This is a genomic window from Amycolatopsis sp. cmx-11-32, from assembly GCF_047608695.1.
Classification (GTDB): Bacteria; Actinomycetota; Actinomycetes; order Mycobacteriales; family Pseudonocardiaceae; genus Amycolatopsis.
Genome location: NZ_JADNQN010000012.1, coordinates 64,158 through 79,353 on the forward strand (window position 1 = coordinate 64,158; position 15,196 = coordinate 79,353).

At 70.2% G+C, this 15,196-nt stretch carries 14 protein-coding genes and 2 pseudogenes; 5 read left to right on the forward strand and 11 right to left on the reverse strand.

Features of this window, described 5'->3' with window-relative positions; genetic code table 11:
• Positions 1-37 precede the first annotated feature (37 nt).
• Positions 38-1,213 carry an erythromycin esterase family protein gene (locus tag ACM6LR_RS29900; protein ID WP_414945003.1) on the reverse strand — a complete coding sequence of 392 codons (1,176 nt, stop codon included), beginning with the start codon at positions 1,211-1,213 and terminating at the stop codon, positions 38-40.
• Between the two features lie 31 nt (positions 1,214-1,244).
• Here ACM6LR_RS29900 and ACM6LR_RS29905 point away from each other — a divergent pair, with 31 nt between their 5' ends.
• Positions 1,245-1,850: a TetR/AcrR family transcriptional regulator gene (locus tag ACM6LR_RS29905; RefSeq protein WP_414942095.1), complete on the forward strand. Its 606-nt coding sequence runs from the start codon at positions 1,245-1,247 to the stop codon at positions 1,848-1,850.
• Positions 1,851-1,907: 57 nt separating this feature from the next.
• Here the strand turns inward: ACM6LR_RS29905 and ACM6LR_RS29910 are convergent, their stop codons facing one another.
• The 4 genes from ACM6LR_RS29910 to ACM6LR_RS29925 form a co-directional block, all read right to left on the reverse strand.
• A complete protein-coding gene (locus ACM6LR_RS29910; RefSeq protein WP_414945004.1) occupies positions 1,908-3,974 on the reverse strand; it encodes a caspase, EACC1-associated type in 2,067 nt (688 codons plus the stop codon).
• Positions 3,971-4,351 carry a hypothetical protein gene (locus ACM6LR_RS29915; protein ID WP_414942093.1) on the reverse strand — a complete coding sequence of 127 codons (381 nt, stop codon included), beginning with the start codon at positions 4,349-4,351 and terminating at the stop codon, positions 3,971-3,973. The genes ACM6LR_RS29910 and ACM6LR_RS29915 overlap by 4 nt, the downstream gene beginning before the upstream one ends.
• A 98-nt stretch (positions 4,352-4,449) precedes the next feature.
• Positions 4,450-6,603 (reverse strand): ATP-dependent DNA helicase RecG, encoded by a 2,154-nt coding sequence (recG, locus tag ACM6LR_RS29920; RefSeq protein ID WP_414945005.1) that lies wholly within the window; start codon positions 6,601-6,603, stop codon positions 4,450-4,452.
• 4 nt (positions 6,604-6,607) lie between these two features.
• Positions 6,608-8,191 (reverse strand): DAK2 domain-containing protein, encoded by a 1,584-nt coding sequence (locus ACM6LR_RS29925; RefSeq protein WP_414942091.1) that lies wholly within the window; start codon positions 8,189-8,191, stop codon positions 6,608-6,610.
• Between the two features lie 132 nt (positions 8,192-8,323).
• On the opposite strand from ACM6LR_RS29925, the gene rpmB reads away from it, so the two are divergent.
• The gene (gene rpmB, locus ACM6LR_RS29930) at positions 8,324-8,515 is read left to right on the forward strand and encodes a 50S ribosomal protein L28 (protein WP_007031450.1); all 192 of its coding nucleotides are present in this window, start codon (positions 8,324-8,326) and stop codon (positions 8,513-8,515) included.
• 127 nt (positions 8,516-8,642) lie between these two features.
• On the opposite strand, the gene ACM6LR_RS29935 is transcribed toward rpmB, so the two are convergent.
• The 3 genes and pseudogenes from ACM6LR_RS29935 to ACM6LR_RS29945 all read right to left on the reverse strand — a co-directional run bounded on the left by ACM6LR_RS29935 (position 8,643) and on the right by ACM6LR_RS29945 (position 10,245).
• Positions 8,643-9,320, reverse strand: coding sequence for a uracil-DNA glycosylase (locus ACM6LR_RS29935; protein ID WP_414945006.1), 678 nt, complete (start codon positions 9,318-9,320; stop codon positions 8,643-8,645).
• Positions 9,321-9,480: 160 nt separating this feature from the next.
• A pseudogene (locus ACM6LR_RS29940) lies at positions 9,481-9,799 on the reverse strand (gamma carbonic anhydrase family protein); the annotation flags it as partial.
• Entirely contained in the window at positions 9,775-10,245 is a 471-nt protein-coding gene (locus ACM6LR_RS29945; RefSeq protein ID WP_414942089.1) for a GNAT family N-acetyltransferase, read from the reverse strand. The pseudogene ACM6LR_RS29940 and the gene ACM6LR_RS29945, both read right to left, overlap by 25 nt.
• Positions 10,246-10,455: 210 nt before the next feature.
• Between ACM6LR_RS29945 and ACM6LR_RS29950 the strand changes: the two genes are divergently transcribed.
• Positions 10,456-10,737 carry a hypothetical protein gene (locus ACM6LR_RS29950; protein WP_414942088.1) on the forward strand — a complete coding sequence of 94 codons (282 nt, stop codon included), beginning with the start codon at positions 10,456-10,458 and terminating at the stop codon, positions 10,735-10,737.
• 148 nt (positions 10,738-10,885) lie between these two features.
• Here ACM6LR_RS29950 and ACM6LR_RS29955 read toward each other — a convergent pair whose 3' ends face one another.
• Positions 10,886-11,842 carry a thiamine-phosphate kinase gene (locus tag ACM6LR_RS29955; protein ID WP_414942087.1) on the reverse strand — a complete coding sequence of 319 codons (957 nt, stop codon included), beginning with the start codon at positions 11,840-11,842 and terminating at the stop codon, positions 10,886-10,888.
• A 133-nt stretch (positions 11,843-11,975) separates the two neighbouring features.
• Between ACM6LR_RS29955 and ACM6LR_RS29960 the strand changes: the two genes are divergently transcribed.
• Both ACM6LR_RS29960 and ACM6LR_RS29965 read left to right on the forward strand, forming a co-directional pair.
• Positions 11,976-12,209, forward strand: a complete 234-nt coding sequence (locus ACM6LR_RS29960) for an Lrp/AsnC family transcriptional regulator (protein ID WP_414942086.1) — start codon at positions 11,976-11,978, stop codon at positions 12,207-12,209.
• Between the two features lie 19 nt (positions 12,210-12,228).
• Positions 12,229-12,771 (forward strand): DUF3515 domain-containing protein, encoded by a 543-nt coding sequence (locus tag ACM6LR_RS29965; RefSeq protein ID WP_414942085.1) that lies wholly within the window; start codon positions 12,229-12,231, stop codon positions 12,769-12,771.
• A gap of 36 nt (positions 12,772-12,807) precedes the next feature.
• On the opposite strand, the pseudogene ACM6LR_RS29970 reads toward ACM6LR_RS29965, so the two are convergent.
• Positions 12,808-13,725: pseudogene (locus tag ACM6LR_RS29970) on the reverse strand (zinc-binding dehydrogenase); the annotation flags it as partial.
• Positions 13,726-13,758: 33 nt separating this feature from the next.
• Positions 13,759-15,120: a PLP-dependent aminotransferase family protein gene (locus ACM6LR_RS29975; RefSeq protein WP_414945007.1), complete on the reverse strand. Its 1,362-nt coding sequence runs from the start codon at positions 15,118-15,120 to the stop codon at positions 13,759-13,761.
• Positions 15,121-15,196 lie beyond the last annotated feature (76 nt).

The window sequence follows — 15,196 nt, forward strand, 5'->3', positions numbered from 1 at the left end:
CCTGTCACTCGCGGGTGGCAACCTCAACCTCCGGTCGTCACCCGATCGGTTGGGGCTGGTCGGAGGTGAGGTGTCCACTGACCGTCGATTCCGGGAAGCAGACCAATGCGTCGAAGGCGTTGACGACATCGACGGGGTTGAACATATGCGCGTGACGGATGCTCTGGGGTCCCTCGGTTCCGCGTCGCGCGCGGAGGTCCATCAGCCCAGGCCCCTCGGCTTCGACGCTGCCGTCGGCGGGTGCGTCGAGTTCCTGGCGGTACACGGTGAAACCGAGCCGAGCGGCCGGATCCGGCTTGAGGCCGGTGGTCTCACCTTCGACCGCGGTGAGCGCCAGCGCGAAGTAGTCGTCGCCGAACTCGGCCGCGAGGTGTGTTCCGGCCGAGGGTGAGGTGAGTCCGGGGAACGGCGAGAACGGCACACGCTGCAAGTGTCCGTTGTGGAGCATCACGACGATCTTCGTGTCGTCGCCGTGCAGCCGCCTGATCAGTCGCACGGTTTCGGCAAGGTACGTGTCGCGCGAACCGCTCTGCAGGGCGGGTGCGTCGCCGGACATCATCGCGGCCACCTCGGCGAGGTAGGTGTCGACGCGCAGTGCGCCTTCGGCGTGGTGCTCCGCGACGGCTTGCGCATCGGTGTTCCCGTACACTGGGCGCAACGAGGTGAGATGCGCCTTGAGCCTGGTGAGCGCCGCGGTGGCCCTGTCTTTCGCGACCGCGTCGAGTGCGGCGTACTTGGCCGGGGATTCCGCGCTGCTGACCGACGCGTAACCCGCTGTCGCCTCGATCGCCGCGTCGACAAGGCTCACGGCAGGCTCGTCCACAGTGGACAGATAGGCGCGGACGGCTGCCAGCGATGGCACGGGCGAGCCCGCGGAACTCGGCACGTCGAGGCCGAAGTACCGGACGTCGCCGCGTTCGCGAAGCCAGGTCAGCATTTCGTGCGCCTCGGGCGACTCGCCGAGCGAGAAGGTGAAGCCGTCGCGGCCGATGTCGGTGACGTCTCCAGGAGCGCCGTTCAGCCACTCGTCGACGAGCTTCCCCTCGGCGAAACCGGATTCGAAACCGACCACGCGGAAACCGCGATGCTCGACGAGGTGGCGGAGCAAACGATTGCGCAGGTCCCCGAACTCGTGGAGGTGGTGGTTGTTCTCACCGATGGCGACGATCTTCGCGTCCCCGATGATTTCGGCGATCTTCGCTGGGTCTGACATACTGGCCACACTAACGCAACAGGAGTAGCAATTGGCAACCTCCGGTACCCAGCGGCCCGGTGGCCGGACCGAACGCACGCGCCAGGCCGTTCTGCACGCCACCCTCGAACTGCTGGCCGAACGCGGCTTCAGCGAACTGACCGTGGACGCGGTCGCCGAGCGGTCCGGCGTGCACAAGACGACGGTGTACCGGCGGTGGACGTCATCGGACGGCCTCGTCGCCGCCGCGCTGCAGATGGGCGCGGAGGATGACTGGAAGGCGCCCGACACCGGATCTCTCGAGGACGATCTGTACGGGGTGGCGGCCGAGGTGGTGCGATACTTCACCGAGCCGGCGCTGAAGGAACTGCCGACGGCGTCGGTACTGGCGGCCTTCCAGTCGCCGCAGGCGGCCGAGGCACTCCACGATTTCTATCAGGACCGGCATGTGCGGATGGCGCCGATCGCGGAGCGGGCCGTCGCGCGGGGCGAGGTCCCTCCCGGCACGGATGGCGACGAGATGATCCGGGCGGTGTGCGGACCGCTGTTCTACCGGCTGTTCTTGTCGCGGGAGGGTGTCACGGTGGCGGACGCCCGGGTCACGGCACGGGCGGTGGCGGTGGCGGCGCGGGAAGGCGCTTTTGTGCCGGGTCCGTGAAGGACTCCTTGAGGGACTCTCGGTCCCTCAAGGAGTCCTTCACGGACCGCGATCCCGTTAGGCCTTCGCCGGCTTTCTGAACGCGGCGAAGCCGGTGACGACGGCGAGCGCCAGCACCGCCCCCAGTGCGGTCCACCAGCCCGCACCGGTCACGGACGAACTGCTCGGGAGCGCGTAGGACAGCACGCACACCATGACGAGGCCGCCCCCGGCAACACCGCCGAGGAAGGCGGTCCCGAACGCCGCCGGCCGCAGAAGCGCGCCGAGCACCGTCCCGAGCAGGAGAACCACCGAGACCATGAGGTAGCTCGCGGCCTCGTCGGCGCGACTCGACGAGTAGCCGATCAGCTCGCCCGCCTGGATCGCCAGCCCGGCCATGGTGACGACGGCGAGAACGATGGCGGTCACGGCGAAATTGTCACGAGGTTTGCCCAGTCCGAGCCGGAAACTCCGGTCACGCCGCAGCGCGACCAAGGCGCAGATGGCGGCGATGAGCAGGCACCCGTCGGCGAGCACGAAGACGGCCGAGCCGGACGGGGTCGCCGTGAGCAGCGCCAGCCCGCACAGCGATCCCGGACCGATCATCCGGCGCGTCTTCGGGGCGAGCATCGCGACCGCCACACCGAGAGCGAGCACGACGAGCGGGATCACGGTCCAGCCACCGTCCTCGAAGAAATCCTCCATGCTGCCACCGAGTGTGGACGCGATGACCACCAGGTAGATCGCGGCCACGATCGCGAACCCGCCTGCCACGCGGGTGAACGGATCGGCCTTGGCCCGTGGAACCACGGATCCGGCCTGCCGCACGGGTTCGGGCGGCGGCGGGAGAACGGGAACCGGCGCTGGTTCAGGTTCCGGCGCGGGTGCCGGACGCGTCGCCGGTTCCTGGACGAGCTGCCCCTCGACCCGCACCACCAGTTCCCCGGTCGGCCCGGTCACGGTGATTTGCCCGTCGAACGCCCCGATCTCCAGTAGATCCAGTGAAATGTCGGCTCCGCCGGCGACTTCGGTCACCTGCAGCCAGGCATGCGACGACGCGAACCGGCAGGCCCGCGCGATCGGCGGTCCCTCCAGCCGGATCCTCGCCACCGGACGCGATCCTCGGACGACTTCACCGAAGCGCACCACGTCGGACTCGGCGCGCACCCGTGCTTCCCGGCGGGCGAGATCGGCGGCCTCGGCGAGGTGCTGGATGTCGGTCTGCGCCATCGTGGTGAGGACTTCGTGGGCTCCGATGGCGACGGAGAGGTTGTCGCTCGCCAGCCGCCGCTGGAGTTCCGTCACCGCGCCGAGGCGGGTGAACATGTTCGGATCCTCGCTCGCCGCGCGCAGATCGGCGGGGACCGGGGCCGGTTTGATCCGGCGGCGCCTGCTCCTGGCCAGATACAGCTCGCCCTGCATCTCGATGTCGCGGCTGGGCGTCTGGTTCGGGTTCCGCTCGCGGACACTGTCGAACAGGTAGTCGTAGAGCTCGCCGAGCGCGATCCAGCCGTCTTCGTCACGGTCCGCGTCGCCCGTCCGGAGACCGTCGACCAGTGCCGAGGTGAACACCGACGGCCGGACGTGGTCGTCGGCGAGGTGATCACCCTCGAAGGCGTACTCGATGGAGTTCGACGCGGTGATCACCGCACGGCCACGGCCGCCGAAACCGCCGCCGGGGAACGCGTCGAGCACGTTGGCCTCACCGGAGGCGCGTACCGCGACCCCTTGGCTGAATGCGCCGCCGTAGCAGCAATCCAGCAGGAGAACGATGCTCCGTGACCGGCTCATCCGCATACAGCGCTGGACGAAGTCGGCGGGAACGGCACTCGACGCCAGCCGCTCCGGCCGGGTGTTGCGCGCGGCGAAGAACAGCTCACCGGACTCGCTTTTCAAGCCGTGACAAGAGAAATGCACCAGCAGGACGTCGTCCGGCGCGCTGTCGGCGAACAGGTCCTCGACCCGGCTCGCGATCACGTGCGCGGTCTCGTCGCGCACCACCTGGACGTCGAACTCGCTGATGTCGCGGTCGGCGAGGACCTCGGCGAGCGCTTCGGCGTCGGCCGCCGGGGACCGAAGCGCGCTCAGCCCGGGGTTGTCGTACTCCCCGTTGGCGATGATCAAGGCCCGCCGCTCGCCGGTCATGACGCCGAATGCCTGCTCACGAAGAGGTCGACAAGCTTGTCCTGGTCGGTGAGGCTCGCTTCGGACAGCTCCAGCACGTCGCCGTCGATCTCCAGCCGGACCGTGCGTTTGACCCGGCCGCCGCGCGAAAGCCATTCCCGCACGGCCGTGACGACCGAGCGCAGACCCTCGGCGGACTGTCCCAGCGTGACCAGCAGTCCGCCCACCGTCGCGACATCGAAGGCGCGCGAGCCGAGCGGCGCCGGACCGGCGGGCAGCGCCTTGACCTCGGCGACCCCGCGATCGATCAGTTCGCTTCGGAGGTACCCGGCGAGCTGATCGACCCGCTCGGCGTCGGCCCCGTCCTCACCGAGCTGAACCCGCACCGCTGACGTCATCCCCAGCCTCCCTCGCGCGCACAGAACGAGGCTGTGCAGAACAAGGAAAGCCCTTGGCCCGTCCGGCTACAAGGTCCGATCGGGCAGAGATGTTCACGTCAGCTTTTTTCCAGATACTCCACACGATCTTCATCGACGACGTCGGCGATCATATGCGCGAGCCCCAGGTAATTCCCCAAAGCCGGATCCTTCTCGACGATTTCCAACGCGCGAGCCCTCGCCTCGGCGATGACGTCCTCGTCCTGCAGGAGCGACAGCAGTTTCAGGGTCGACTTCTTGCCCGACTGCGCGGCACCGAGGATGTCGCCCTCGCGGCGCAGTTCCAGGTCCATTCTGGACAGTTCGAAACCGTCCGTCGTGGACTCGACGGCGGCGAGCCGCTCGCGAGTGATCGTCCCGTCCAGGGTCTCGGTGACCAGCAGGCACAGCCCCGGCACACTGCCCCGGCCGACCCGGCCACGCAGCTGGTGCAGCTGGCTGATGCCGAACCGGTCGGCGTCCATGATCACCATCGCGGTCGCGTTCGGCACGTTCACACCGACCTCGATCACCGTGGTCGCGACGAGCACGTCCAGGTCACCCTTGGCGAACGCCCGCATCACGGCGTCCTTGTCGTCGGCGTGCATCCGGCCGTGCAGGACCCCGATCTTCAACCCCTTCAACGGTCCTTCGGCCAGCTCGGGTGCCACCTCGAGTACCGCGAGCGCCGGCCGCTTGTCGCCCTTGTCCGACGCCGGTTCGTCGCCGATGCGCGGGCAGACGATGTAGGCCTGGTGCCCCTTGCCGCATTCCTCGCGGACCCGCTGCCACGCCCTGTCCAGCCACGCGGGCCGCTCCGCGACCGGCACGACCGAGGTCGCGATCGGCGACCGGCCGACCGGCATCACGCGCAGGGCGGAGATCTCCAGGTCGCCGTAGACGGTCATCGCGACCGTACGCGGGATGGGCGTCGCCGTCATGACGAGCACGTGCGGGCTGGTCTCGTCGGAGCCGCGGGAGCGCAGCGCGTCCCGCTGCTCCACCCCGAAGCGGTGCTGTTCGTCGACCACGGCCAGGCCGAGGTCGGCGAAGGACACCGTGTCCTGGATCAGCGCGTGGGTGCCGACGATGATCCCGGCCTCGCCGCTGACCGTCTCCAGCAACGCCTTCTTGCGTTCCTTGGCACCCATCGAACCGGTCAGCAGGGTCACCCGGGTCGCGTTGTCCGCGCCGCCGAGTTCACCGGCCTGCCCGAGGTCGCCGAGCATCTCGCGCAACGACCTCGCGTGCTGCGCGGCGAGGACCTCGGTGGGCGCCAGCATCGCCGCCTGCCGCCCGGAATCGACTACCTGCAACATCGCGCGCAGCGCCACCACGGTCTTGCCGGAACCGACCTCGCCCTGCAGCAGCCGGTTCATCGGGTGCTCGGTGGACAGATCCCGGGAGATCTCCTCGCCGATCTCCTGCTGGCCCGAGGTCAGCGCGAACGGGAGCCGCTTGTCGAAGGCGTCGAGGATGCCGCCCTCGGTGTGCGGGCAGGCTTTCGCGGGCCGGGAGACCAGGGAATGCCGTCGCTGCGCGAAGATCAGCTGCACCGCCATGGCTTCGTCCCATTTGAGCCTGCGGCGCGCGGAGTTCAGCGCGTCCCAGCCCGACGGGCGGTGGATGCCACGCAGCGCGCTTTCGAGGTCCGGCAGGCCGTACCGGGCGAGCAGTTCGGTCGGCATCGGGTCCTCGTCGACCTCCAGCACGTCCAGCACCTGCCGCACGCTCTTGGCGATCACCCAGGTCGGGATCCCCTGGGCCGCCGGGTAGACCGGGATGATCTCGGCGAGGAAGTCGTCCAGCGCCTCGGCTTCCCGGTCGGCTTCGAACAGCTCGTACTCGGGGTTCGCCAGCTGCAGGACGTCACGGAAGGCGGTGACCTTGCCCGCGAAGAGTCCGTTCTTGCCGGGCACGAGGTCCTTTTCGCGCCAGGCCTGGTTGAAAAAGGTGCACTGCAGGCGGCGTTTGCCGTCGGTGATCACCATTTCGAGCAGCGTGCCGTTGCGGGCCTTCATCCGGCGCTTGTTGACCCGCTCGATCCGCGCCATCACGGTCGCGTGCTCACCGAGTTCAAGCCCGGCGATGTCGGTGAGCTGGCCGCGTTCGGCGTAGCGGCGAGGGTAGTGGCGCAGCAGGTCGCTGACCGTCTCGATCTTGAGGCCCTTGGCGAGTGCCTTCGCCGTCGCCGCGCCCACGACCAGCTTCAGGTCCGCGCGCAGGTTCGTCATGCGGTCACTCCACCCCCATCAGCAGCACGGCGTCGGGCTGGCCGCCGGCGTAACTCGTCAACTCGATCTCGGGATGTTCCAGGCGGAGCTGATCGGCGACCTCGCCGGGCAGCCGGACCGGCACGTCGACACCGGTCAGCACGGTGACCAGCTCGCCGCCGAGGGCCAGCATCCGGTTCAGCACGCTGACCGCGGCCGCGACCAGGTTCGTCTCCGAGGCGGGCGCGGGCTCGATCAGCACGACCTCGCCGTCCACGAGGCCGACGACGTCGCCGGCCTGCGCCCTGCCCACCCAGGTTAGCGACTCCTCCTGCGCGATCCGCAGCTCACCACGCCTGGTGGCGGCGGCCGCTTCCGCCATCGCGACGACGTCGTCGTTGGTGCGGCGGTCCGGGTCGTGCACGGCCAGCGCGGCCAGCACCTGAACGGGGGAGACGCACGGGATGACGACGACGTCGCGGTCCGCGGCCATCGCGTGGCCCGCCGCCGCGTCGGCGGCCGCCGTCAGCCGCTGGCCGCCGGGGAGGACGGTGACGTGGTGCCCGGCGGCCTCGTTGATCAGGCCCAGCATCTCTTCGACCGTCGGCGAGCCCCCCGGCGGCACGGACAGCACCGCGACACCCTCGGCCCGCAGCAGTTCGGCCAGCTGCCCGCCGTGGACCACGGCGACCACCGAGCGGTCGATACCGCCGCCGACCTCGACCGGCGTGGGCGTGATCAGCGGTTCGACCCGAACTTTCCGGGGGCGGCCCAGCTCGATCCCGGCCTCCAGCGCCGCGCCGATGTCCGCGCAGTGCACGTGGACGGCGAAGCTTCCCGCGCCGTCACCCGCCACGGTGACGCTGTCGCCGAGCCCGCTGAGGGTTTTGCGCAGCGCGGGGAGGCTTTCCTCTTCGACGCCGTCGAGCAGGTACATGACCTCCCACGCCGTCGGTGCCTCGATCGTGTGGTGGTGATGCGCCTCGAGCGGGTGTGCCGGCTCGGTGACGCCGCCGGAGAGCACGCCGGAAAGGGCGTCGAGGACCGCGACCAGGCCGCGGGCACCCGCGTCGACCACCCCGGCCACGGCCAGCACGGGCAGCTGTTTGGGGGTCTCCTCCAGAGCCTCGGCGGCGACACTCGCCGCCGAGGCGGCCACCTCTTCGAGTGACCCGGTCGCGTCGCGGACGGTCGCGGCGACGGTGTGGAGGACGGTCAGGATGGTCCCGGCGACCGGACGGCTCACCGCACCCGTGGCGGCCCTGTCCGCGCACCCGAGCGCCTCCGCGAGCCCAGGTCCGTCGATCTCCCTGGCCGCCGCCGACTCGGCGATCCCGCGCACGACCTGCGACATGATCACGCCGGAGTTGCCCTTGGCCGCGGCGACCGCGCCCCTGGCGAAGACCGCCAGCGCCTCGGCGGCGGTCCTCGGCTCGGCCTCCGCCAGCGCGTCGCGGGCCGCGGTCATGGTGAACAGCAGGTTGGAGCCGGTGTCGGAGTCGGCGACCGGGTAGACGTTGATGCCGTCGATCACCGGCCGCAGCACCGACAGGCTGTGCACACAGGCCGCCGACCAAGCCGACACCGCCGCCACGTCCAGCACCCGCACGCCGTAACCTCCTCGCTGTTCCAGCGAGGGTATCGACCCGGTGCCGGAGGGCTCTGAGCCACTGGTTACTATGGTCGAGTTGCCCAGCGTGCTGGGCACCATTCTTTCGTCCCATATCCAGAGGAGTTCGACGTGGCTGCCGTGTGCGACGTCTGTGGCAAGGGACCGGGCTTTGGCAAGTCGGTCTCGCACTCCCACCGGCGTACCAACCGCCGGTGGAACCCGAACATCCAGACCGTTCACGCCAAGATCGGTCTGTCCCAGCGCAAGCGCCTGAACGCCTGCACCTCGTGCATCAAGGCGGGCAAGGTCGTTCGCGGCTGAGCCGGGGTTTTGGGGAATGGCGGGTGCTCTTCGGAGCACCCGCCATTTTTTATGCCCGTTTAGTCCTCTGGTTGCGGTAGTTGCGCGTGCAAGTACCGCAACTAGAGGACTACTTGCGGGGGGTCGGTCAGGGGAGCTTCCAGTCCACGGGACCGGCGCCCTGGTCGGCGAGCAGCTGGTTCGCCCGGCTGAAGGGACGCGAGCCGAAGAACCCGGCGTGCGCCGAAAGCGGGCTCGGGTGGGCCGACTCGATGCACGGCACCTTCCCCAGCATCGGCTTCAGGTTCCGCGCGTTGCGGCCCCACAGGATCGCCACCATCGGCTCGTCCCGCGCCGCGAGGGCCTTGATGGCCTGCTCGGTGACGTCCTCCCAGCCTTTGCCCTGGTGCGAGTTCGACTTGCCCGGCTGCACCGTCAGCGCCCTGTTGAGCAACAGGACACCCTGGTCGGCCCACGGCGTCAGGTCGCCGTTCGACGGCAACGGATGCCCGAGGTCCTCGCAATACTCCTTGTAGATGTTGATCAGGCTCTTCGGGATCGGCCGGGTGTCCGGCGCCACCGAGAAGCTCAGCCCGACGGCGTGCCCGGGCGTCGGGTACGGGTCCTGGCCGACGATCAGCACCCGGACGTCGTGGAACGGCTGCTGGAAGGCCCGCAGCACATGTTCCCCGGCCGGGAGGTAGGTCCGGCCCGCGCCGATCTCCGCGCGGAGGAACTCTCCCATCGCGGCGACCTGAGGCGCCACCGGTTCGAGGGCTTGCGCCCAGCCTGCTTCGACGATGTCCTGCAGCCGTCGTGCGGTCACGGCGAGCGAGCTTACCCAGGCCGGTCGGGGCCGGTTCTTCCGCCCGCGTTGAGACGCCGGTCACCAGCGAGTGCGCTCTACTCCACGGGTTTCGCGTGATCGGAGAGCGAACTCGCGTGCTTAGACGGCGATCTCGCGTGATTGGAGGGGGAAGACGCTGGTCCAGCCGCCGGAATTCGACCCGGAACCGGGCCGCACGCTCGACATACCCGTCGACGACCATTCCCGCCGTCCTCGACGACAGTTCCGTTCGGCACCACCGATCCCGACGCGATCAGGCAGCCCTCGCCGATCTCGATGTGTCCGTGGTCGCCCCGCAACACCGTCTACGGCCACACCGAAGCGAACGCCGCGATCCGGACGTCGCCGATCACCGTCGCGTCGGGGTGGACGTAGGCGGCCGGGTGGATCGAGGGTTCGAGGTCGCCCAGTGCGTAGACCGGCTTGCGTTCTCCTAGACCAGCGCCTTGCCGAAGCAGATGTTCTCCGGTTCGTCCTTGTAGTACCCGAAACTCGGTATCTCCCGGTAACCCGCCGACCTGTACAGCGCGATGGCCTCCGGCTGCTTGTCACCTGTCTCGAGCACCATGCGCAGCCGTCCGGCCTCGGTGGCAGTCCGCTCCAGGCCGGCGAGGATCGCCCGCGCGATCCCTCGCCCCCGTGCCGAGGCCAGCACGAACATGCGCTTGATCTCGGCGTCGCCGGGCAGCAAGGGGTCGGGCCCGTCATGCGACCGCCAGGCGCCGCACGCGACCGGGGCGTCATCGAGGTACGCGGCCAAGAACAGTCCCCGCGGCGAGGCGAACTGGGCCGGATCCATCGGCGTCGCGTCTTCGCTGCCGTACCGGGCGGCCAGCTCGAGCTGGGCTTCGGCCAGCAGCTTCACCGCGTCGGGGTGGTCATAGGGCAGCACACGAAGGTCCATGAGCGCGAGATTAGCGAGCAGCCGTGCCGCGGGGAAAGCTCGTGCCGTCCGGGATCGGCCCATACGGACGCCGCGTGATCGGCACTGTCGCCGAAGCCGTTCCGCACCTGGGGTTCCGGTCATGTCGACCGAAGCCGGGGCGCCACTGCGCCAGGCCCGCAACCCCCCGCCGCGTTCCGGGCCGCGACCGGCCGGTCCCGCGGCCACGAGGTGATCCGCCGTCGCGGTTTCCTCGCCGTCGCCGGTGACGAGCGCCCGGGACTGCGTGTCCTGATCCAGGAGCCCGACCTCACCGCCGAACCCGCGATGGAGGTAGTCCGGGGGTACGCGGAGACGGACCTGCGGGCGGCCGAACGCGCGGTGATCACGGGCTTCGAGCCCTACCGCGCGCGTGAGGTGTTCCCCACGGCTCTGCTCGGACATCCGGCGGTCGAGGTGTTCGTCGCGCGACTCGACGGCGAAGTCGCCGGGGCGTGCGTCACGGCCGTCTAGAACGGCTTCGGCAGCCATTACTGGGTCGGCACTCCGCAGGCCTTCCGCTCTCGCGGCGTCGGACGGGCGGTGATGCTCGGCTCCCTGGCCAGGCGGCCGGTCACCCTCACCGCCCAGTCGACCTGGTGGGCCGCACGCTGACCCGCGCCTAGCGCCAGTGCTCCCAGCCGCCGCTGTGTCCGTACTGCTTTCCGTCCACCGTCACCCCTGAATCGGGCATGGTCACCACGCCGATCTCGGCCCAGCCCTCCGGCAGGTCGGCGAAGGCGGGGAAGGTGGCCGCGAACGCGTGGTCCTCGCCGCCGGTGAGCACCCACTTCAGCGGGTCGGCGCCGAGCGCGGTACCGACTTCGGTCAGCCTGCTCGACACGTCGAGATCCGCCGTCCGCACGTCGATCCCCACGCCGGAAGCCGAGGCGAGGTGGCCGAGGTCGGACAGGAGCCCATCGGACACGTCGATCATCGACGTCGCGCCGCCGTCGGCCGCGCGGACGCCCGCCTCGTAGTCCGGTTCGGGGCAGCGCTGCGCGTTGACCACGCTGACCGGTGAGCGGAAACCTCGGCCGAGCACGGCGAGCCCGGCGGCCGCCCAGCCGAGCCGTCCGCAGACCGCGACGACGTCGCCGGGGCGGGCGCCGGAGCGCTTCACCGGTTCACGACCGCCGAGGTCACCCAAGGCGGTGACACTGATCACGATCTGATCGGCACGCACCATGTCGCCGCCGACGATCCCGACGCCGGCGCGGTCGGCTTCGGCCCACATGCCCTGCGTGAGTTCGGTGACGAGCGACGTCTCGGTGTCCGGTGGACAGGCGAATCCCATCAGGACGGACGTCGGGCGCGCCCCCATCGCGGCGATGTCGGTCAGGTTCACCGCGACCGCCTTGCGCCCCACCTGTTCCGCACTGGACCAGTCGAGGCGGAAGTGAACACCCTGCACGAGGACGTCGGTGGAGACCACCGTCCGGCCATCGGGGGTGGCCACGACGGCCGCGTCGTCCCCTGGTCCGAGCAGTGTCGTCTCCGGCTGTTTCCGGCCGGACGTCACCGCTTCGATCAGCCGGAACTCACCGGTCCCGGCGACCGTGCTGTCCTTCGGTGACACCCGTCACCTCCACTTTCCCTTGTCCGGACAAATGTCGATCACCGATAGTCGGAAGCCCTAGGTTTTTCCCGGGGCTGGCGATACGTTGCTACAACGTTCCTACCTTGAGCCGACTTTTACGAAGGGGCGCGCCGTGGTCCACGCATACATCCTCATCCAGACCGAGGTCGGTAAAGCCGCCGCGGTCGCCGCGGAGATCTCCACCATCTCCGGTGTCACCAGTTCGGAGGATGTCACCGGCCCGTACGACGTCATCGTCAAGGCCGCGGCCGACAGCGTCGATCAGCTCGGCCAGCTCGTGGTCGCCAAGGTGCAGAACGTGGAGGGCATCACCCGTACGTTGACCTGCCCGGTGGTGAATCTGTAAGAGGTGGTGTAGTGGTCCGGTGGCTGACACGGACACCGGCGCTCCCCCGAAACCACTGCTGATCGCGGCCGCCTGCCTGGCGGTCCTGCTCGTCGCGGGCGTGGCCGTCTTCGGGCTGACCCGCGGCGCGGACTCCGTCGCCCCGGCCGCCGACGGCCCCCTCCCGCTCGTCCCGGTTCCGGCGCCGCAGTCGGGATCCCCGGAATGCGCGAAGCTCGTCGGCGCGCTCCCGCACGAGCTCACGTCGTCCGGGAACACCCTGGTCCGGCGGAAACTGGCCGACCCCGCCCCCGAGGCGACGGTCGGCTGGGGCACCGGTGACCCGGTGGTCCTGCGGTGCGGGCTCGGCAAGCCGCCGGAGCTGACCCAGACCTCGCAACTGCGGACGATCAACGGCGTCCAGTGGCTGCAGGTCGAGGGCGAGGGCACCGCGACGTGGTTCGCGGTGGACCGGCCCGTCTACACGGCGCTCACCGTGCCGGACTCCGCGGGGACGGGACCGCTCCAGACCATTTCGGACGTTCTCGCCGCCAACCTCCCCGCGGTGCCGCTGCGCTTCTGATCGCGGACAGGGCAGGAGCAAACCCTTCCCGACGTACCGCCGCGCCTCGATGTCGCGGTGCGCGGCGGACGCCTCCGCCAGCGGATACGTCCGGCCGATGATCGGCGTCAGCGTCCCGGCGGCCGCCAGCCGCAGCACTTCCCGCACACGCCGCGGCGTCTCGGGCCAGAACTCCGGGAGCTGCGCCATGTCCACAATGGTCAGCCGGTTCCGGTCTTCGGCACCGATCACGGTCTCCGCGCCACTGGACATGCCGTAGCCGGAGAACCGGCCCCCGTCGGCGAGCAGCGCGACGGCCGACGCGCCGAGGGTTCCGCCGACGCCGTCGAACACCACGTCGAACTCGCCGCCGGTGGTCCGTTCGCTCGCTGAATAGTCGAGGGCTTCGGCGCCGAGTTTCCTCGCGATGGCCGCCTTTTCCTCACCGCGTACCGCCGCGACGACGGTGGCGCCCGCCGCGTGCGCGAGTTGCACCAGCAGGCTGCCGAGACCGCCGACGCCCGGCGCAACCAGGATCCGCTCCCCGGCCTGGACCGGGGTCTTCTCCAGCAGCGCCAGCGCGGTGCTGCCGTCGTCGAGCAGGGCGACCGCCTGCTGGGGATCGAGACCCGCCGGGATCGGGAAGGTGTCGTCCGGCAGCGCGATGACCGTATCCGCGTATCCTCCGCCGTAGCCGCCGGCCGCGCTGGAGACGACCGACTTGCCAAGCCAGGTCTCGTCGACTCCGGCGCCCACCGCCTCGACGGTGCCCGCCACCGCGCCACCCGGCACGTACGGCGGCTCGATCCCGAACACGGCGGGACCGTCACCCCGCCGGATGAGGGCGTCGAGCCAGCCGACACCGGCCGCCGCCACCGCGACGCGAAGCTCGCCCTCCGCGGGTTCGGGGGTGGGCAGTTCGACCTGTTCGAGAACGCTGGGATCGCCGAATCGGGACACTCTGATGACCTTCATGATCGCAAGGTATGACCTCCAGCGAGGTGGAGGTCAACCGCCGAGGACGGCGAGCAACGGTTTGAGCGAGGAATGGAGCGCTTCCCGCGAGCAACCCGCGTAGCCGATGAGGCTCCCGAACACCGTCGGTGTCCCGGCGAAGTGCCGGGCCAGCCCGTCGAGCCGGATCCCGGCGCGTTCCGCCGCCGCCAACCGCGCCGCTTCCTCGTGAGCCGATCCACAAGGGACGACCAGATGCGCGCCCGCGTCGTCGCCGAGCACCGGGATCCCCGCCGACGTCAGCGCGGCCGAAACCAGCGACCGCCGCTCCGAAAGTTCCCGCCGGAGCCGCCGCAGGTGCCGCCCCAGGTCGCCGTGGCGCGCCAGTTCGGCGAGCACCCGCTGCCCCGCGGGCGACGGGCGCGTTCCGGTCCCTTCGCGGTACTCCAGCACCGCGGCCGCGATCTGTGGCGGCGCGACCATCCAGCCCGCGCCCAGCGCCGGGGTGAGGATCTTGCTCGTGGTCCCGAGATGCGCGACGACGTCGGGGGCGAGCGCGGCCAGCAGCGGCAGCGGCGCGACGTCGAACCGCAGCTCACCGTCGTAATCGTCCTCGATCACCAGCATGCCCTCGGCACGGGCGAGTTCGACCAGTTCGACCCGGCGGGACGCGCTCATCCGGCTGCCGAGCGGATACTGGTGCGCGGGCGAGCAGTACACCGCGCGCACGTCGGGCGGGACGGCGTCCGGGCGCAGGCCCTCCTCGTCGACTTCGGTGGCGACGACCTCCATCCCCGCCCGCCGGAACGCCTGTACCGCGCGCTGGTAGCCCGGCTCCTCGATCGCGACCCGGTCGCCGCGCGAGAGCACCGCGCCCGCGAGTTCGATCACCGCCGCCGTCGTCCCGCCGGTGGCCAGCACGGTTCCGGCGGAAAGGCCGCGGTGGCGCAGCAGGTGCTCGGAAACGGCGTCCCGATAGGCGGGCAGCCCGGCTCTGTCCTCGCGATAGGTCGGACGCGGGTCGGCGGCGGCCCGCCACGCGCGGCGCCAGGCCGACTTCTCAATGCCGTCGGCCCACGGAACGCCAGGGGTGAGGTCGACCAGCGTGAGCGGTGCGGCGGCCACACCCGGCGCGAGTCCTTTCGACGGCCTGTCCGCCGGTGGTGTCGTGGTGACGTAGGTGCCGGAGCCGTGACGGCCCGCGATCCAGCCCTCCGCGTGAAGCTGCTCGTACGCGGCCGACGTCACCGTGCGGCTGACACCGAGCCGGTGCGCGAGGGCCCTGGTCGAGGGCAGCCTGTCGCCGCCGCGCAGATGCCCGTCACCGGCGGCGGCGCGCAACGCGTCGGCCAGCTGGACCGCGAGCGGGACAAGCGAATCGCGGTCGAGACTGACGGGCAGAGCGGTGTCGGACATGCTGTACTCCACGCTCCCGAGAAAGTGGCCTTCTCAAGCATAGGAGAATTGGACGTTATTACAGGCCACTCTCGTG